Source organism: Methylomonas rapida, assembly GCF_024360925.2.
Taxonomy (GTDB): domain Bacteria; phylum Pseudomonadota; class Gammaproteobacteria; order Methylococcales; family Methylomonadaceae; genus Methylomonas; species Methylomonas rapida.
Genome location: NZ_CP113517.1, coordinates 2,217,821 through 2,236,391, shown reverse-complemented (window position 1 = coordinate 2,236,391; position 18,571 = coordinate 2,217,821). Strand labels below are relative to the sequence as shown.

Below are 18,571 nucleotides of genomic sequence, written 5' to 3'. Positions count from 1 at the left end.
GAAATACCCAATACCGGGGGTCTGTTCTTTCAGATGCTAAGCTCCTATAGCCTCCCTTACGGGAGAATCTCTACTTAGCAAAAAAAGAGGTTCATCATGAACGCAATCGCTTTAACATTCCAAAACACCCAATTCAATGTCGTTGACCGCTCTGGCCAGCCTTGGCTAAGGGGCTTGCAGATTGCAAGTGCCTTGGGTTACAGAAATCCATCGACTGACATAGCCAATTTATACGACCGCAACGCCGACGAATTCACCGACAGCATGACCGCCTTGGTTGAGCTGGAAACCGAAGGTGGTAAGCAGAAAGTGCGTATCTTCTCTTTGAGAGGTTGCCACCTGCTGGGCATGTTATCCAGAACAAAAGTCGCCAAAGAATTCCGTAAATGGGTTCTTGACGTTCTTGAACATCACACCCAGCCCCGCAACGGCCTGGTCGAACTCCCCGAGCCGCCCACCATCAACAAAGCCCAAATCGGCGTTTTGTACAACCGCGTTGTGACCATTTGCGGCGGTAGCGGCAAAATCCGCGCGGAAATCTGGAGCCGGTTTCAAAATCATTTCCAGCTTGGCAGCTACAAGGATTTGCCGGCGAGCCGATACGACGAAGCCATGGCTTATCTGGATGCCAGGCAAACCGAATACCTGGGCGAAGGCGTGGAAATGCTGTACCTCAGCAATAAAGAACTGCAAGCCAAGATCGAGGAAGCCATCCAAGCCAAAGAAGGCGAACTGCTGCCAAGAGAACATTACGTGATCAAAGGCGGCATTGTCGATGCCGGCGATAGGATTGCTATTACCACGTTCTACGACAAAAAAGAGTTTTTCGGCTACATGGGCCGTATTGGGTACGACCTGGTCAACCGCAACGACTACCTGGTGATCAAAAAAGACGAAGTCTTGCAAAAGTTGCAAGCCTGACGCTAAGCCGTAGGGTACGCACGGCGTACCCTACAACCAGACACGCCATCACTCCACCCTACCCGCAAAATCCCCCGCCAATATCTCCAGGCGTGAATCCAGCTTGCCCAGCCATTCCACGCGTTCCGCATCGTATTGATGCCGATTATACACGCCGGCAATACCGGCCGGCATGTGCCCCAATATCGCCTCACCGACACTATCCGGACACCCCAGCTTAGCCAATAGCGTGCGCACCGAGCGCCTCAGATCGTGCGGCGACCAGCCGGAGACCGACAGCCGCGGCACATCCCGGCCATACACCGGCGCATAAGGCTGCGCGATATTGACCTTGGTGGAAATGACGTTCTGGCTGATATGCCCGCTGCGGTCTCGGTTTGGGAAAAGCCAGCCGTCGCCGTAAAGCTCTTTGCGCCGGATCGCAACGGCCAGCGCCCGCCCAAACAGCGGCACGCGCAAATCGGTGGCGTTGCCATGCCGGGCGTTTTTAGTTTTGGCCTTCGGAATGGTCCACCAAACCTGGCCGCCCTCTTTCGCAATTTCACTGCCCGCCATCGCCACGATTTCGCTACCCCGGGTGCCGGTCCACAAATACAACGTCAGCACATCGGCCACGGTCCGCGAAAAATTCGGCAGCCAGTTGATCAGCCCCCCCAACTCTTCATCGCTTAAAAAGCGTTTGCCTTCGCCGATATTTTCGCCGAGGCGCGTGCGGCCTTTCGACCTGATCTTGTTTTTCAAAATCAGCCGCCACCAGTTGACCGTATTTTCAGAGAGCGTGCCGGCGTCAATACCATGATCCCAGGCCGCGCCCAGTTCGCAGCGCAAGATTTTTGCCAGCACCGGCGCATCGGCCGCCATGCCCGCGATGAGACCGAACGCAACCGGGCGCGTCACGTCGTCGACCGGCATGTCGTAAATCGATTGCAGCTTGGCATCGAACAGCCAGCGCACGTAGGCCGCATTTTGCTTCGTTCTGGCCCGGTCTATATGGCCGACGATATAGTCGTCGCACAGCATTTTGACCGTATAAACACGCTCGGCCTGTTGTACCTGACTATTTTTTTGCTCGGCCCGGGCGGTCTTGATTTCCAGCGCGACATCGATGCCAGCGTCGCGGTTACGCCTGAGCCTTTCCCATTCGACGATGGCCGCAGGAAATGACATGGCCGGCCAGGCCCCCAGCGTCACTTGTCGCATCTTGCCATCAAGCGGGCTTTTATACCGGTAAATCCACGCGCGCTTGGTGCGCGAGGCCGTTAGGCGTAAGCCGGGATAGTCGCTGAATAATAAATGGCTGCCAGGCTCTAAAGCCTTTGCGGCACGGGCATCGAATTGCATTGGCGTAACTTTTTTTGGCGTAAAACCGATAAAACTAAAGTTACGCCAAATGTTACGCTAAAATCAGAAGAAAATAGAAGTTTATTCAAGCGGATGAAATGAAGCGACAAGCCAGAAAATAAACTAAAATTGATTAAATTCAATCAGTTGCAAAATAAAACGCTGTTTTTTCAACGGCTTAAATTTTACAAAAAACGACGATAAATATAATGCGCCATTGTTTTTCTAATGCAGAAAATAAAACCGCATTATACCGTGGCCTGGCAAAATACAAGGTTGGAATTTACAAAACGCCTGAATGAAGACGCAAAAGTCTTTTTAAGCCATAAGCCTGATTGCAAGGTTTTCGCTGGCTGCGATAGCCCAAACAAAGCGCAAAACACTCGCTGGAACGAGCACTCATAAAAATCACTAACGAATAAACATGAAATAATCTATGCAAGTATTCGGTGTAGGTGCGGATTTATCTGCACAGTGCGAATGAATTCGCATCTATCATTGTCGAGCTTATTTCTCACACATTCCTAAAGTGATTGACTACCTTGATGCCCCGCGTTCCTGTAAGCTGTAACTTAACGCTCATGAAAGCTCTGCATCGCCCCGACAAATGAAAGTACCTCTACCGGGGCACAACGAACAAGCGGGAGATTTGCACGCATTGCGATAGCTCAAGCAATCGCACTCCTCCGCGTGATTTTGGAGTGAGAAAGCTTTGGCTTTTTCTAAGTGCTTCGGCGCTTCGTTCATCATGACTTTCAGAGTAACGCTCATGAAGGCTTGGCATCGCCCCGGCAAATGAAAGTCAACTTTGTTATGTCGTTAGTCTGTTTTTGGGGTTGCCGCGTGACTTTCAGAGTAAATTATATTTTGAGGCCTGTAAAAGATGACAGCGATGATAAAAAGCTTATGCGTTTACTGCGGTTCCAGTCCGGGGCGAATCCATGCCTATACCGAAGCCGCCCATGTCCTGGCCGAGTCACTGGTTAAACGCAACATTCGCTTGGTGTATGGCGGTGCCGGGATTGGCATCATGGGCAAGGTGGCGGACCGCGTGTTGGAACTTGGCGGTGAAGCCGTCGGCATAATACCCAAGGCTTTAGCGCATAAGGAAGTTGCTCACGCGAATCTGACAGCATTGCATGTCACGCAATCCATGCATGAGCGCAAGATGCTGATGGCCGAGCTTTCCGATGCTTTCGTTGCGTTGCCTGGCGGCATAGGAACGCTGGAAGAGCTGTTCGAAATTTGGACCTGGGCGCAGCTTGGGTTTCATGGCAAACCGTGCGGCCTGCTCAATGTTGCGGGCTATTACGATGCACTCGTCTCCTTTTTGGATCACGTGCTGGCGGAACAATTCGTCAAAAAGCATCATCATGCCATGTTGATCGTGGAGACAGACCCGAATGCGCTGCTGGATCGCTACGCCGCTTACCAGCCGCCGGTTGTCAAGCAGTGGCTGGACAAGGATCAGACTTGAAACCGGCACTTACCTATCCTCGAGTCGAACCGGCATGGGACAAGAAGGAAATAGGCAGTCATTTTAACCAAAACCTAGATGCCCCACTGCCGCCGATAATCCTGGTAATCATCGGCTCTCAACAGCACGGGGCGTCCGTCACGCCAGAGATAAATGGCGGGCAAGGCATAACCGTTGAAACGGCTGGCCTTGATCAGGCTATAGGCGCCGACGTCTTTAAAAAACAGCTTTTCGCCGATTGACGGTATCCGTTCGAAGCGGTATTCGCCGAACACATCGCCGGCCAAGCAGGATGAACCGGCCAAAATGGCGCTGCACATGCCATTGGGCACTTCCTGATGCAAAGCCGGCTTGAGTTGATATTCGAAAATCTTTGGATGATGGTTGACCGACGTATCGAGCACCAACACTGGTTTACCGTCGCTATCGAATCGATCCAGCACGGTCGTGGTCAAATAGCCCGCATTGCCGACCAGCGCCTTACCGGGTTCCAAATAAACGTCCTCGGCAAACGTAGCCTTGATTTGACGTATCGCATCCCGCAGCACCTGTAAGTCGGCAATACTGTGATAAAGGTAGCCGCCACCCAGATTCAACCACTTCAATTTGGCGTGTCTATGTAGTAAGGGTTCCAGGCGTTTCAGGGTTCGCAGCAACGGCTGAAGTTCGGTCTGACTGAATGCGGTATGAAACTGGAGGCCTTCGATGCCCTCCGGCAATTCCTCTGTCAGCAAGGCGATATCGACGCCCAGCTTCGAATGCATGCGGCATGGATCGTAGCGCTGGTCGGCGGCGAACGAGAGTTTTGGATTGATGCGTAGCCCTCTGGAATATCCGGAGGCAAAATCACCCAATCGTTGATATTGCGACAAGGAATTGAAGCTGATGTGACTGCAAAGCGCGGCAACTTCGGCGAATTCATCCGCGCGCAACCCCGGCGTGGTCAGATGCAGGTCACCCTGTTGCCCTAATAACTCGCTGGCCAGTCTCGCTTCGAACAGCGAGCTGACCGAGATGCCGTCCACATGGGGTTTTAGCGCTGATAGCAACGACGCAAGCGGCAGTGCTTTCATCGAATACAACACCTTGCAGCCTGTCGCTTGTTGCAAATAACGCAAGGGCTGCAGATTGGCTCGCACTTGATCCATGTCCAACACAAACGCCGGGCTGTGCTGGATTTGTTGTTTCAGCAAGGCCTGCATCATCGATTGCGCTGACCGGGATAAATCGCTTGCTCCGTCACCACGACATTCATATACACATCGTGGCTCAGCATCTCCAGGTCGGGAAAAATCTGCGCCTGATAGCCAATGCCGACCAATACCGTATCGGGACGAACCCATTGCAACAAGCGATCGTAATAACCGGCGCCATTGCCCAAGCGCCCTCCTCGCTTGTCGAAGGCCACGCCGGGCACGATTACGGCGTCCAGGGCTTGCGGCTCGATGCGCCTTGCCGGTTCATGCCAACGTTCGCGCGGCGGTTCCAGGATGTTCCACATACCGGGCTTTAATTCGTCGATGGCTTGTAAATACCATAAACCCAATACATTTTCGCCATTGTCATCCAGTGTGCAATACGGCACGACGATGCGTTTACCGGCGTGCAATTGTTCCGACAGCACCGGCAAAGTCCGTACTTCGGAACGGCAGTGTACATACCAAAGCACTGTTTCGGCCTGCTCGTACCAGGGTTGGTTCAACACTCGCCGGCAAATTTCGGCACTGGCGGCGTCTTTATCTGGCTGTGCATGGCGCGCGGCATAAGCGAATTGGCGCAGCTGCTGTTTATCCATGATCCCGGCAATAACGCATGGCTTGGCCTAATAAATCAGTCGCGTCGCTGGTCAGATGACCAGCGTGTTGTTCCTTCCGTAGCCAGGTAAACTGACGCTTGGCCAGTTGCCGGGTCGCGGCGATGGCTTTTTCTTGCATTGTGCCGTAGTCGTATTCGCCGTTTAAATATGACCATGCTTGGCGGTAACCGACACAGCGAATCGACGGCATGCTCTCGTGCAAATCACCGCGCGCGCGCAGGGCTTCGACTTCATTTAAAAAACCTTGCGCCAACATTTGCTTGAAACGTTCGGCGATTTTGGCATGCAAGGTCTGACGCTGTTCAGGGGCAACGATCAATTTGACGTAGCGATAAGCTTGTTCAGTTTGCTGATCGGCGCTGAAAAAACTGGACAAGGGCCGCCCGCTGATTTCAAAGACTTCCAATGCGCGTTGGATGCGCTGCGGATCGTTGACGTGTATCCGCGCGGCGGCGGCGGGGTCAATTTGAGTCAGTCTGGCGTACAAGGTCTCCTTACCCAATTCCGCCAGTTCTCGATCCAGCCTCTGCCTGATTTCGGGATCGGCTTCGGGTAACGTTGCCAAGCCTTGCGTCAGCGAGCTGAAATATAGCATCGTACCGCCAACCAGCAACGGCACTTTCCCGCGATGAACAATATCCGCCATCAATGCCAGCGCCTGACTGCGAAATTGGCCGGTGGAAAACGACTCGCTGGGATCGAGGATGTCGATCAAATGATGCGGTATGCCGCCGCGCTCTTCCATGGTCGGTTTGGCGGTGCCGATGTCCATGCCTCTATACACCAAAGCCGAATCGACGCTGATGATTTCGCCGTTCAAGGCTTGCGCCATCGCCACGGCCAACGCGGATTTGCCGGAAGCGGTCGGTCCCATCAACAAGATGGCGGTGGGTTTAGCATCAGTCATTTATTGCCCACGCATGAAAAACCGATCCAGATCTTGATGACTCAGCGCCACCCAGGTCGGGCGACCGTGATTGCATTGACCGATGCGTTCGGTCTGCTCCATGTCGCGCAACAAGGCGTTCATTTCCTCGATGCTGAGCTTGCGCTTGGCGCGCACCGAACCATGGCAGGCCATGGTTGCCAAAATCGTGTTGATGGCTTGTTCAGCCTTGTGGCTGAAACCGTGAGTCAGCATGTCAGCCAGAATATCGCGTATCAATTGATCGACATCGGTCTTGGCCAGCAAAGCCGGTGTCGAGCGTAAAATCACGGTCTCGGGGCCCGAGCGGTTCAATTCGAAACCCAGCGTTTGGAAAAACTCATGCTCCTGTTCGGCCAAGTCGGCTTCGGCAGCAGTTACTTGCAGCTTGATCGGCAACAACAAAGGCTGAGAGACGATGACGCGATTGTGATAATGCTGTTTCAAGCGTTCGTAAGTCACGCGCTCATGCGCGGCGTGGGCATCCACCAAAATGATGCCGTTGGCGGTCTCGGCCAGGATGTAAATGTTGTGGATATGCGCCAAGGCAAAGCCCAAGGGTGGCATCGCGGCATCCGTCGGCTTGTTTTCCGTTTTTGGAAACAATTTGCCGTAGGCTTGAATTTGATCCTCGATATTGGACCGCATGGCGGCTTTTTGCGCGTAGGAAAAACCCTGTCCGCCAGGCTGGACGTTCGAAATTACCGGCATTGGCTTTTGAACCGTATCCACTGTCGTATGAACCTCTACGGAAGCTTGCTCTTCGATCAAGTTCATCGGCAGGGATAGTTGCTCATTCGGGGTGGGATTCATTGCGGTAGCCGGTTTTCGCAACTCCGGAACTGACGCGGGCTGAACTTCGATAGCATGAGCCGCTTGCCGACCCGGTCGCTGCTCGGCCAGGCACCGATGCAGAGCCTGAAACAAGAAATCGTGCACCATGCGCCCTTCCCTGAAACGCACTTCCAGCTTGGTGGGATGGGCGTTGACATCGACCAGCGCAGGGTCCAGTTCAAGATACAGCACGAACACCGGATGCCGGCCGTGATACAGCACGTCTTGATAGGCTTGCTTGACCGCATGCGCAACCAAGCGGTCCTTGATCAGACGGCCGTTCACATAAAAAAACTGCATATCCTGCTGGCTGCGGGAAAAAGTCGGCAACCCCACCCAGCCATGCAAATGCAAGCCGGAAGCCGCATAATCGATCTTGATCGCATTGTCGACAAACGAGGAGCCGCAAATCGCGGCGATACGTTTTTCTTGATCCTGCTCAGTGGCGGCGGGTTTCAAGTTCAACACTTCACGTTGATTGTGCTGCAACAGAAAGCCAACATCGAAGCGGCTCAGCGCCAGTTTTTGAATCAGATTTTCGATATGGCCGAATTCGGTTTTTTCCGCTTTCAGAAACTTGCGGCGAGCCGGCGTGTTGTAAAACAAGTCGCGCACGTCGACGGTCGTGCCGGGTGGATGTGGATCAGGCTGTGGATCGAAGTTTTGTTCGGTGCCATCGGCGCTGACTTGCCAGGCGCAATCGGCATCCGCAGTGCGGGAAATCAATGTCAGCCGCGCCACCGAACTGATACTGGGCAAGGCTTCGCCGCGAAAACCCATGCTAATCACATGCTCGAGATCATCCAGTGATGCAATTTTGCTGGTGGCATGGCGGGATAAGGCCAAGGGCAAATCGTCCTTGACGATGCCGCAACCGTTGTCGCGAATCTTGATTTGCTTGATGCCGCCTTGTTCGATGTCGATATGGATCTGGGTGGCGCCCGCATCAAAACAGTTCTCCACCAATTCCTTGACCACCGAAGCCGGCCGCTCGACGACCTCGCCGGCGGCGATTTGATTGACTAATTGTGTGGGTAAGGCATGAATCCGCATCAACGAAACCCGCGAATAAAACGGCGTATTTTAACGGATACAGCGAGCCTGAAGTGAATTGATTCACCTCAGGCTGGAAAGAAACTAACTATTACGCGGAATTTGCAACACTTGGCCGATCTTGACTTCACCGTCATTCATGCCGTTGGCGTGGCGAATTTCACGCATCGACACGCCATATTGCTGCGCAATGCCCGATAGCGTTTCGCCGCGACTGATCACGTGCTCGGTCGCCGCCGAAGACGAACTGGTGACGATCACTTTATCCGCCGAAGCCAATTCGGTTTTGCTTACGACAGGTTCGACGACTTTTTCACGCGCGGCGATTTGAGTGGCTGCCCTGCCGGATTTTTGCAATTGCGCGAACAAGGTATCGGCCGGTGCATATTGTTTGAAATGCGCCTTGACGCCGTTGAATATGGCGGCAGCCATCTGGTCTTGATAAGCCCAGGTATTCAAGCGCCGCTCTTCTTCCGGATTGGAAATGAAGGCGGTTTCCACCAAAATGGATGGAATCGGCGACTTCAGTACCACGAAAGCGGCTTTTTGCACATTGCTGCGATGCAAGTGCCCGGCGGATTTGACGCTTTTCAAGACCCGGTTGCCGACATGCTGACTGGCTTCCTTGGCGGCCTTGTTGGACAAGTCCATCAATACGGATGCCAAGGTATCGTCTTGAATGTCGCTACCTGCGCCGCCGGCGATATCAGCGGCGTTTTCACTGTTGGCCAGAAATTGCGCCACATGACTGGATGCGCCATTGTTGGCCAGAGTATAGACCGACGCACCATGCGCACTGGGATCATCGAAGGCATCGGCGTGTATCGATACGAACAGATCGGCTCTGGCTTTTTGCGCGATGTTCACGCGTTCGCGTAATTTAACGAAATAATCACCATTACGAATCATGACCGCCTTCATGCCGGGCTGTTGGTTGACATGCTTTTCAAGGCGCTTGGCGATGGCGAACACCACGTCCTTTTCCTGGGTGCCATTCCCCCCTTGCGCGCCAACGTCCTTGCCGCCATGGCCGGCGTCAATTGCAACAATGATGTCGCGGCCCTTGGCTTTGGCGGGTCTTTGCTTGGGTTTCGTCGTTGCCACGGGGCTTGTATTGCCGACTGGCTGGAGTGCTTTGACAGGCTTGGCTTTGCCGACAGCCGCCTGCGTCGCTACGGGAGCGGAATCGGGATCAGCAGTCGCGACCAACTCGAATCGCAGTTGCATGTCCGAGCCTTTGCTGATTTCAGTCACCTTGGCTGCTGCGTTGGCATTCAATTCGACCACGACCCGCACACCGTTTTGGTTACGCAGCGCCGAGCGCACGCCCACCGCCATCGGATGATCCGCTGGCGGCTGATCAATGCCGCCGGATAGAGTGGTATCTTCCAGATCGACGACTAGCCGGCTTGGATTCTTTAACGTGAAATAGCGATAGTGGGGCGAGCCCTTCAAATTAAATTCCAGAAGCCCTGCCTGCTGGCCGGAGAATTTCAGTGATTCGAACTGGGCCGCCGCATGCGCCGATAGTGCCAGCAAAGATAAACCCAATACCCAGAAAAATTTAATTATCTGTTGCATAAGCCAGCCAACCGAAATAAAGAAGTGACAATGTTTGGAGATTATAGCAGCAGGTCTTTGTTTTTCCAGTGAAATGATAGATTATTTTTTAACGCATCGGCTAATGTGTTGATTTCAATCGTTCTTCGTTGTCCATGAAAACGGAGTTTTATTTCCACATCGGCCGGCGGCAGATAGTCCATGCCCATTTGCGGCCACTCGATACAGCACAAAGCCTTCTGGCGCAAATAATCATGCATGCCTATCCATTCCAACTCATCCGGATCTTTTAGCCGATATAAATCGAAATGATATATCAATCTGCCAGAGGGCTGATATTCCTCCACCAAACCATAGGTTGGGCTTTTCACGACTCCCAGATGGCCTGCTTCCCGCAACAGCCCTCGCACCAAGGTGGTTTTACCGGCTCCCAGATCGCCATACAAAAAAAGCAGGCACTTCTGCGGCAATGCACGCCAGAGCGCAGCCCCCATTGCTTCAGTCTCGTCGCTATCCTTGAGTTCGATCAGCATCAATTCAACAACTCTCTGATTTTTGCCAGCAAATCGCTGGCCAACATACCCCGCTCACCATGCTCCTCCGCAATGATGTCCGCCGCTTCGCCATGTACATAGACGGCAAGCTTGGCGGCGTCGACAGACGCCAGACCCTGTGCCGACAAGGCTCCCAACATACCGGCCAGAACATCGCCCATGCCGCCGCTGGCCATGCCGGGGTTACCGGTGGTATCAACAAAAATATCTTTGTCGTCGGCAACCAGGCTACCCGCGCCTTTCAGCACAATGACGCCGCCATAACGCTGCTGCAAATTCCTTACCGCCGCAAAGCGGTCGCCCCCAATGTCTCGGGTAGAGCAAGCCAGCAGGCGAGATGCCTCGCCGGGATGCGGCGTCAAAATCCAGTCATCGCGCCTCGCGGGTTGCTCGGCCAACAAATTCAAGGCATCGGCGTCCAGCACGCAGGGTTTTCCGCTTGCCAACGCCTCGGCAAACAGTGCCCGCGCCCATTCATCGCGCCCCAGGCCCGGGCCAATCACCACCGCAGTCGCCTTGTCCAATAGCGATCTTAATGCGCTCGGTTCTTCGACCGCATGACACATCAATTCCGGCCTGTTGCAATTCAAAACGGCACTGTGCGCGGCCCGCGTGGCTATGCTGACCAAGCCCGCGCCAGCGCGCAAGGCCGCCTCGCCGGCGAGGCGTATCGCCCCCGAATAACCGTGATTGCCGCCGATCAGCAGCACATGACCGAAATGCCCTTTATGCGATGCGCGCAATCGGGGCGGCAACGGTTTTTTATCCAGCAGCCGCGCGGCTACCGGCAATTTGGCGAGCACGGAATCCGGCACATTCAAACTCGAACACACTACGTCACCGCAATAGTTTGCCGCCTCTCCGGTAAACAAGCCGCATTTCAACGCAATGAACGTCACGGTGATGCCGGCCTGGACGGCGCAGCCCAGAACGCTGCCGCTATCGGCATGCAGGCCCGATGGCACGTCCAGCGCCAGGACCGGGCAACCGGAAGCGTTGATCAGCGAGATTGCCATTGCATACTCATCGCTGACTTCACGACTCAGGCCGGTACCCAATAGCGCATCGGCGACGATACCGCCAGGTTTCAATCCTGGTTCGCAAGGCAATACCCGACCACCGGTTCTTACATAGTCTTGATATGCCATCAAGGCATCGCCTTTCAGAGCGGCGGTATCGGCGACCGAATACACGACGACGTTAAACCCCGCCTGCAAAGCCAGTTTTGCCAAGACATAACCATCGCCGGCATTATTGCCGCCGCCGCAAAACACGCTCAACCGATAGACATCCGGCCAGCGCTGCTGCAAAGCATTGAAGGCGGCCAGGCCGGCACTGAGCATCAATTGCATGCCCGGAATTTGCAATTCCTCGATCGCTATCCGTTCCGCCTCGCGTATTTGAGCTACCCGATACAGTTCTTGAGATGATGGTTGCATGGGTTTGTTTAGGTAAAATAGGTGATTGATCATTATATTGCAGTCTTGCCATGTACCCAACCGCTTCGCCCGATTTTCAACCGCTTGCCGAACAGATTAAAGCCTGGGGCATGGAGCTGGGATTCCAGCAAATCGGCATCAGCGATACCGATCTCGGCCAGGCAGAACGGCATTTACAAAAGTGGTTGAAACATGGCTGGCACGGAAACATGCAATACATGGCAGAGCACGGCTTGAAACGCAGCCGCCCCGCCCTGCTCCAGCCAGGCACGCATAGCATCATCAGCGCGCGAATGGATTATCTGCCGGAAAGCCCTAAAAACAGTCATGCCATCCTTGAAGATCAGGCAGCGGCCTTCGTTTCGCGCTATGCGCTGGGCCGCGATTATCACAAGCTGATGCGCAATCGCCTGCAAAAGCTGGCCGATAAAATAACCGCAGCGATAGGTCCGTTCGGTTACCGCGCCTTCGTCGATAGCGCGCCGGTATTGGAAAAAGCCATCGCCGAAAAGGCAGGCCTGGGCTGGATAGGCAAGCACAGCAACCTGATCAATCGCCGGGCTGGCTCCTGGTTTTTTCTGGGCGAAATCTATACCGACCTGCCCTTGCCCGCCGACCAAGCTGCCGGCAATCATTGCGGTCAATGTAAGGCTTGCCTGGACATTTGTCCGACTCAAGCCATCGTCGCCCCCTATCAAGTCGATGCCCGCCGCTGTGTGTCCTATCTGACCATAGAACTGCACGGCTCCATTCCCGTTGAATTGCGGTCCTTGATCGGCAACCGCATCTATGGCTGCGACGATTGTCAATTGATCTGCCCGTGGAATCGCTTCGCCAAACTAAGTGCCGAAGCCGATTTTCAGCCGCGTCACAAACTGAACAACAGCACCTTGTTGGAACTATTTGAATGGACTGAAACAGAATTTCTGCAGCGAACCGAAGGTTCGGCGATTCGTCGTATCGGTCATCAGCGTTGGCTGCGGAACATTGCCGTGGCGCTGGGTAACGGCGCAGCCAACGAAGTCAGCAAAGCCGCGTTGCAGGGAAAATTGCATCACGACGCGGAATTGGTGCGCGAACATGCCGCCTGGGCGCTGCAAGCGCTGGCCGGCAAAGTCGCTTCCGACACAACCTAATGCAACCATTTGACTTGTGAAGGCATATACAGTGCGGCTACAGCGTTTTTAGCTTTTACCGTATAATATCCGCCAATTTTGATCCCAATCGACCGAGGAACCATGAGCATCACACTGTCCAACCGCGTCAAAGCCGTCAAGCCTTCACCGACTTTAGCCGTCAGCGCCCGCGCCGCCGCCATGCGTGCCGCCGGCAAGGACATCATCGGACTAGGCGTAGGGGAACCCGACTTCGATACGCCTGACCATATCAAAGCCGCCGCCGTCAAGGCGCTGGACAACGGCTTTACCAAGTACACCGCGGTCGACGGCATCCCCAGCCTGAAGAAAGCCATCCAGCAAAAATTCAAGAACGACAACGGTCTGGACTACGATCTGAAACAAATTCTGGTGTCGTCCGGCGGCAAACAAAGCTTTTACAACCTGGCTCAAGCCCTTCTGAACCCCGGCGACGAAGTCATCATCCCGGCGCCTTACTGGGTATCCTATCCCGACATGGTGCTCTTGGCCGATGGCGTGCCGGTCATCATCGAAGCGGGACAAGAACAGAACTTCAAAATCGCCCCGGCGCAATTGCGTGCCGCGATTACCGATAAAACCCGGTTGCTGGTGATCAATAGCCCGTCCAACCCGACCGGCGTGGCCTATAACCTGGACGACCTGAAAGCTCTGGGCGAGGTATTGCAGGATTATCCGCAGGTGTTGATCGCCACCGACGACATGTACGAACATATCCTGTGGAACAAAGGCCAGTTCGTCAACATCCTGAATGCCCGTCCCGATTTTTACGATCGCACCATCGTCCTGAACGGCGTGTCCAAGGCTTATTCGATGACCGGCTGGCGTATCGGTTATTGCGCGGGTCCCGCGGATTTGATCGACGCGATGTGCATCATTCAATCGCAAAGCACCTCCAACCCAACCTCGATTTCGCAAGTCGCCGCCGAAGTCGCTCTGACCGGCGATCAAGGCTGCATAGACATCATGATGACCGAATTCAAGAAGCGTCACGACTATGTGGTTGCCGAATTGAATACCATAGACGGCATCGAATGCCTGCCGACCGACGGTACGTTTTATGTGTTCCCCAACGTGGAAAAACTGATCAAAAGACTGGACGGCATCAATGACGATCTGCAATTCGCCGAATTCCTGATCGAAAAGGCCGGCGTGGCCCTGGTACCCGGTTCAGCCTTCGGCGCCCCCGGCCATATCCGCATCTCGATTGCGACCAGCATGACCAATCTGGAAAACGCGATGAGCCGGATCAAGCAAGCGGTTTAATCAAGCCCAAAGGATCACCTGCTTATTTATACAGGTGATCCAAAGCAATTCTTTGCAAGAGTCAATATTCCAGGAAAAAACCTGAGATAAAATCACGCCGACAATCTTATTTAGTAAGATTTTGACATCACGATGTAAGACTTTGATGTCAGAATGTTTTACACCTCTCTCATTAGATAACGCCTAAAAGCAACAAGATCATTCCTAAGATCTTGTATTTTTGAAAATGTTTATTTTTGGCTGGATTTTTGCTTTCTGTAAGACAAAAAACAAAAGGAGTTTCACATGTCTAATGTTTCGCGCATTCATAAACTTGTCGCATTGCTGGCGGGAACCTTGCTCTATACTTCCGCTTCAGCGATGTCTTTCCAAACCTTACTAGAAGAAGATTTTGAAGATGTTAGTGGAATAACCAGCAATAGTTCAATACGTACCGTTAACAACATTGTCACCAACAATCCTACCCAACTGTCCGGCTCGCCTAGCGTTAGTTTCACCAATGCAGGTAACGGCGATGCCTCAGTTGCTTCGTTCAACGTACGAAATGGAGGCAATGCAATTGACGGCTCATCAGCCAGTTCATCCACAACTTTTGATAATTTCTTTGGCACTAGCGCCAATCAATTTCTGGTTATTGGAGATAATAGCGGCGATCTAACTGGTTCATCCAACGGGGGAACAAATACTGGGGCGTCATCCACGCTTAACATTCAGTTCGCATTGGCATCAATAACCATCGGCAATCCACAGATCCTGGACATTCAGTTTGATTATGTTTTTGATACAAACAATACTAGTAACCCGGACGACTTCATTGCAGAGTTAATACTGCAGGATTTAAGCAAAGTTGATTTGCTGAGCTTTACCCAACCAAGCAGCTCTACCAGGGGGACATTCACTACTTCGTTATCATACGCTTTGCTTGCCTCCGCCCCAACGCATTTGAATTTTCGCTTATTTGAAGGCCGAAATAACGGCAGCTCTGCCGTTGGTATCGATAATATCCAAGTCACAATTACGGCGGTGCCGGAACCCGAAATTTTGACTTTACTGGGTGGCGGCCTATTGTGCTTTCGTTTTTTTCGACGCAAATCCGCCTGAATGTCAAGATATCTTACACACAGATATCTGATACAAGCTTGCTGAACGCCTTGGCGTTTTCGAACGCTGCGGCGCTCGCTTTAGTGCCAGCGTCTTCCAAACGCATTATCCTGGAAACACTCTAAAACTTGGATGCAAGCACTTGATAATTCCCGATGTATAGACATTCATTGTCACCAGAATGCCGAGCGCGATCATCTGCAGATACTGAGTCTGGACACTCATCAGCTTGCCGCCCATGGCCAATCAGGCGACTTGGTATCACCCTCGGTTGGTTATTTCAGCATCGGCATTCATCCCTGGTTCATCGAACGGCAGAATATCGCCGAAGCCTTGCAAACGCTAACCACCGTCTTGTCCCAATCCAATGCCTTGGCCATTGGCGAATGCGGCTTGGACAAATGCATCACAACACCCTTGGCGCAGCAAGTCCAAGTCTTTGTCCCGCAAGTCGAACTGGCCGAAGCTCTCGGCAAACCGCTGATCATTCATTGCGTCAAAGCCTTCAACGAACTGCTGCAAATCAAAAAAGCGCGCAAGACTTCAGTACCCTGGATCATTCATGGTTTTAACGCCAATCCGGTGGTTGCCGCCCAGTTAATCAAACAAGGCTGTTATCTATCCTTTGGCAAGGCCTTGCTGAACGAACGCAGCCAAGCCCAAAAGGCGTTGATGCAAACACCTTTGGAACGCGTATTCCTGGAAACCGACGCCGCCGAAGACATGCCGATTGGCGAGGTTTATGCCGCCGCGGCTAAAATTACCGCTTTGCCGATTCTGGCCCTACAACAACAAATTTTTAAAAATTTCGAAAGAGTATTTCCGCATGACTGATTTAAGCTGGCTATCCCGCACCGAACTTTTGATTGGCAAAGCCAAACTCGACAAACTGCAACAATCGCATGTATTGGTGGTCGGCATGGGCGGGGTCGGCTCTTACGCAGCGGAATTCATCTGCCGCGCCGGCGTCGGCAAAATGACCATCGTCGATGGCGACGTGGTCGAGCCCAGCAACCGCAACCGGCAACTCCCTGCCCTATCGACCACGCACGGCCAACCGAAAGCCGATGTGATGGGCAAGCGCCTGCTGGAAATCAATCCGGATTTACAGCTGACCATCAAACACGAATTCATCACGCCGGACACCGCCGCCGAACTGCTGAACACGCATTACGATTACATCGTCGATGCCATCGACAGCCTGACGCCGAAAATTCATTTGATCCGCGCCGCCAAGGCCCGCAAAATGAAAATCATCAGTTCGATGGGCGCCGGCGGCAAGCTCGACCCGACCCATTTGAAAGTGGTCGATATTTCCAAAACCTACAACTGCCCGTTCGCGCAGTTCATCCGCATACGCTTGCGCAAGCACGGCATTAGTCGTGGGGTCAAGGTGGTGTTTTCGCCGGAAGTGGTCAACAAGGATTCCTTGATGTTCACCGACGGCAGCAATTATAAAAAATCCGCCTATGGCACCATTTCCTATTTGCCGGCTGCATTCGGTGGGGTATGCGCCTCGGTGGTGATACGCAACCTGATCCACGAGCCAGCGCATGGACATCATGCGGTGGAAAATCAATCCGAACACGAATAAGCGCATGAACGACCAAGCAGAAAAAGCCCCGGCCAGCCCAAGCCAGCTGACTCTGGTCAACAGCAGCCGCCTGCAAGCCTTGCGCAAACAAGCAACGGCATGCGAACCGGCTTTCCCTGTGCCAAAGACAGCCAAACCAGACAAAACGGAAGATGCGGAAACGGCCAGGTTAAAACGGCAAATCGAACAGCGCCTGCAAGAGATATTGGCCAAGTACCCGCAAGGTAAACAGCGTAGCTTGTTCAAAATCCGTTACGGCGTGAGTCTGGAAGAGTTCGAATGTCTGCCCATCCAGCAAGCGGCAGCGATCTTGAAAATCCATTCCGGCAGAGGTTTTTGAAGGCCGGCCAGTTCCCAGAAACCAATGACAACTGGAGCAAATAAATCTTCTCAAGCCCTTTTTCTAAAGGGGACAGTTTTGAGCCGCAAAACTTACCCTGACAAATCAAGCAACGAAACATCTCGTTAAACGGAGTTATGAACAGGTTATGGAACAACTCACCGACTTAAAAGCCATCCTGCATTCCAAACGCGCCAACATTTACTACCTGGAAAAATGCCGGGTGATGCAAAAAGACGGCCGCGTACTGTATCTGACCGAAGCCAAGGACGAAAATCTGTATTGGAACATCCCGATCGCCAATACCACCGTGATCCTGCTCGGCACCGGCACCTCGATTACCCAGGCCGCGATGCGCATGCTGGCCAGCGCCGGGGTATTGGTCGGCTTTTGCGGCGGCGGAGGCACGCCCTTGTTTAGCGGCTGCGAAATCGAATGGCTGACGCCGCAAAGCGAATACCGACCCACCGAATACGTGCAAGGCTGGCTAAAACTCTGGTTCGACGACGGACAGCGCTTGAGCGTGGCCAAAACTTTTCAACAGGCCCGCATTGATTACATCCGCAAAGTCTGGAGCAAAGACCGCGAACTGCAAGCCGAAAACATCTTTGCCGACGACAACGCCATCGCCACCGCGCTGGATGGCTACGCCGCGCAAATCGAACAAGCCGGCAAGGTCGGCGACCTGCTGCAACGCGAAGCGCTTTTGACCAAGCAGCTCTACCGCTATGCCGCAAAAGCCACCCAACACACCGATTTCAGCCGCGACCACGACGCCACCGACCTCGCCAACGGCTTTCTGAACCACGGCAACTACCTGGCTTACGGCCTGGCCGCAAGCACCTTGTGGGTACTGGGCATTCCGCACGGCTTCGCGGTGATGCACGGCAAGACCCGGCGCGGCGCGCTGGTATTCGATGTCGCCGACCTGGTCAAGGACGCCATCGTCCTGCCCTGGGCCTTCGTCTGCGCCAAGGAAAAAATGAGCGAACAGGAATTCCGCCAGCAAATCCTGCAAAAGTTCACTGAACACAGGGCACTGGATTTCATGTTCGAGCAGGTCAAGCAACAGGCACTTAATCCCCCTCTCCCTGAGGGAGACGACTGCAAGAATGCAGGAGGTAGAACAACGCCGGGAGCGTTTGTCGAGGGCCAGGGTGAAGGGGAACTAAAACCACAAGACATTGATAAATAGG

17 protein-coding genes are annotated in these 18,571 nt (G+C 53.5%); 9 read left to right on the top strand and 8 right to left on the bottom strand.

The window, feature by feature from the left end:
• Positions 1-96: 96 nt before the first annotated feature.
• On the top strand, positions 97-921 hold the full coding sequence (locus NM686_RS10435) for a BRO family protein (protein ID WP_255187817.1): 825 nt from the start codon (positions 97-99) through the stop codon (positions 919-921).
• Positions 922-969: 48 nt separating this feature from the next.
• Here NM686_RS10435 and NM686_RS10430 read toward each other — a convergent pair whose 3' ends face one another.
• Complete coding sequence (locus NM686_RS10430; protein ID WP_255187816.1) at positions 970-2,262, bottom strand: tyrosine-type recombinase/integrase; 1,293 nt, start codon at positions 2,260-2,262, stop codon at positions 970-972.
• 892 nt (positions 2,263-3,154) lie between these two features.
• Between NM686_RS10430 and NM686_RS10425 the strand changes: the two genes are divergently transcribed.
• Entirely contained in the window at positions 3,155-3,739 is a 585-nt protein-coding gene (locus NM686_RS10425; protein WP_255187815.1) for an LOG family protein, read from the top strand.
• A 74-nt stretch (positions 3,740-3,813) separates the two neighbouring features.
• Here the strand turns inward: NM686_RS10425 and NM686_RS10420 are convergent, their stop codons facing one another.
• The 7 genes from NM686_RS10420 to NM686_RS10390 all read right to left on the bottom strand — a co-directional run bounded on the left by NM686_RS10420 (position 3,814) and on the right by NM686_RS10390 (position 11,920).
• The gene (locus tag NM686_RS10420; protein WP_269022956.1) at positions 3,814-4,941 is read right to left on the bottom strand and encodes a type III PLP-dependent enzyme domain-containing protein; all 1,128 of its coding nucleotides are present in this window, start codon (positions 4,939-4,941) and stop codon (positions 3,814-3,816) included.
• Positions 4,941-5,534, bottom strand: a complete 594-nt coding sequence (locus NM686_RS10415; protein ID WP_255187813.1) for a 5-formyltetrahydrofolate cyclo-ligase — start codon at positions 5,532-5,534, stop codon at positions 4,941-4,943. Before NM686_RS10415 ends, NM686_RS10420 begins: the two co-directional genes overlap by 1 nt.
• Entirely contained in the window at positions 5,527-6,462 is a 936-nt protein-coding gene (gene miaA / locus NM686_RS10410) for a tRNA (adenosine(37)-N6)-dimethylallyltransferase MiaA (RefSeq protein WP_255187812.1), read from the bottom strand. The genes NM686_RS10415 and miaA overlap by 8 nt, the downstream gene beginning before the upstream one ends.
• A complete protein-coding gene (mutL, locus tag NM686_RS10405) occupies positions 6,463-8,367 on the bottom strand; it encodes a DNA mismatch repair endonuclease MutL (RefSeq protein ID WP_255187811.1) in 1,905 nt (634 codons plus the stop codon).
• Positions 8,368-8,451: 84 nt separating this feature from the next.
• On the bottom strand, positions 8,452-9,948 hold the full coding sequence (locus NM686_RS10400; RefSeq protein WP_255187810.1) for an N-acetylmuramoyl-L-alanine amidase: 1,497 nt from the start codon (positions 9,946-9,948) through the stop codon (positions 8,452-8,454).
• A 41-nt stretch (positions 9,949-9,989) separates the two neighbouring features.
• Positions 9,990-10,460 carry a tRNA (adenosine(37)-N6)-threonylcarbamoyltransferase complex ATPase subunit type 1 TsaE gene (tsaE, locus tag NM686_RS10395; RefSeq protein ID WP_255187809.1) on the bottom strand — a complete coding sequence of 157 codons (471 nt, stop codon included), beginning with the start codon at positions 10,458-10,460 and terminating at the stop codon, positions 9,990-9,992.
• Positions 10,460-11,920 (bottom strand): NAD(P)H-hydrate dehydratase, encoded by a 1,461-nt coding sequence (locus NM686_RS10390; protein WP_255187808.1) that lies wholly within the window; start codon positions 11,918-11,920, stop codon positions 10,460-10,462. The genes tsaE and NM686_RS10390 overlap by 1 nt, the downstream gene beginning before the upstream one ends.
• A gap of 50 nt (positions 11,921-11,970) precedes the next feature.
• On the opposite strand from NM686_RS10390, the gene queG reads away from it, so the two are divergent.
• From queG to cas1f, 7 genes are all read left to right on the top strand, one after another.
• A complete protein-coding gene (gene queG / locus NM686_RS10385) occupies positions 11,971-13,056 on the top strand; it encodes a tRNA epoxyqueuosine(34) reductase QueG (protein WP_255187807.1) in 1,086 nt (361 codons plus the stop codon).
• 102 nt (positions 13,057-13,158) lie between these two features.
• Positions 13,159-14,340, top strand: a complete 1,182-nt coding sequence (locus NM686_RS10380) for a pyridoxal phosphate-dependent aminotransferase (RefSeq protein WP_255187806.1) — start codon at positions 13,159-13,161, stop codon at positions 14,338-14,340.
• A 285-nt stretch (positions 14,341-14,625) separates the two neighbouring features.
• Positions 14,626-15,441 (top strand): PEP-CTERM sorting domain-containing protein, encoded by an 816-nt coding sequence (locus NM686_RS10375; RefSeq protein ID WP_255187805.1) that lies wholly within the window; start codon positions 14,626-14,628, stop codon positions 15,439-15,441.
• Positions 15,442-15,573: 132 nt separating this feature from the next.
• A complete protein-coding gene (locus NM686_RS10370; RefSeq protein ID WP_255187804.1) occupies positions 15,574-16,275 on the top strand; it encodes a TatD family hydrolase in 702 nt (233 codons plus the stop codon).
• Positions 16,268-17,035 carry a tRNA threonylcarbamoyladenosine dehydratase gene (locus NM686_RS10365; RefSeq protein WP_255187803.1) on the top strand — a complete coding sequence of 256 codons (768 nt, stop codon included), beginning with the start codon at positions 16,268-16,270 and terminating at the stop codon, positions 17,033-17,035. Before NM686_RS10370 ends, NM686_RS10365 begins: the two co-directional genes overlap by 8 nt.
• A 4-nt stretch (positions 17,036-17,039) precedes the next feature.
• Positions 17,040-17,375: a hypothetical protein gene (locus NM686_RS10360; RefSeq protein ID WP_255187802.1), complete on the top strand. Its 336-nt coding sequence runs from the start codon at positions 17,040-17,042 to the stop codon at positions 17,373-17,375.
• Between the two features lie 148 nt (positions 17,376-17,523).
• Positions 17,524-18,570 (top strand): type I-F CRISPR-associated endonuclease Cas1f, encoded by a 1,047-nt coding sequence (gene cas1f, locus NM686_RS10355; RefSeq protein ID WP_255187801.1) that lies wholly within the window; start codon positions 17,524-17,526, stop codon positions 18,568-18,570.
• Position 18,571 lies beyond the last annotated feature (1 nt).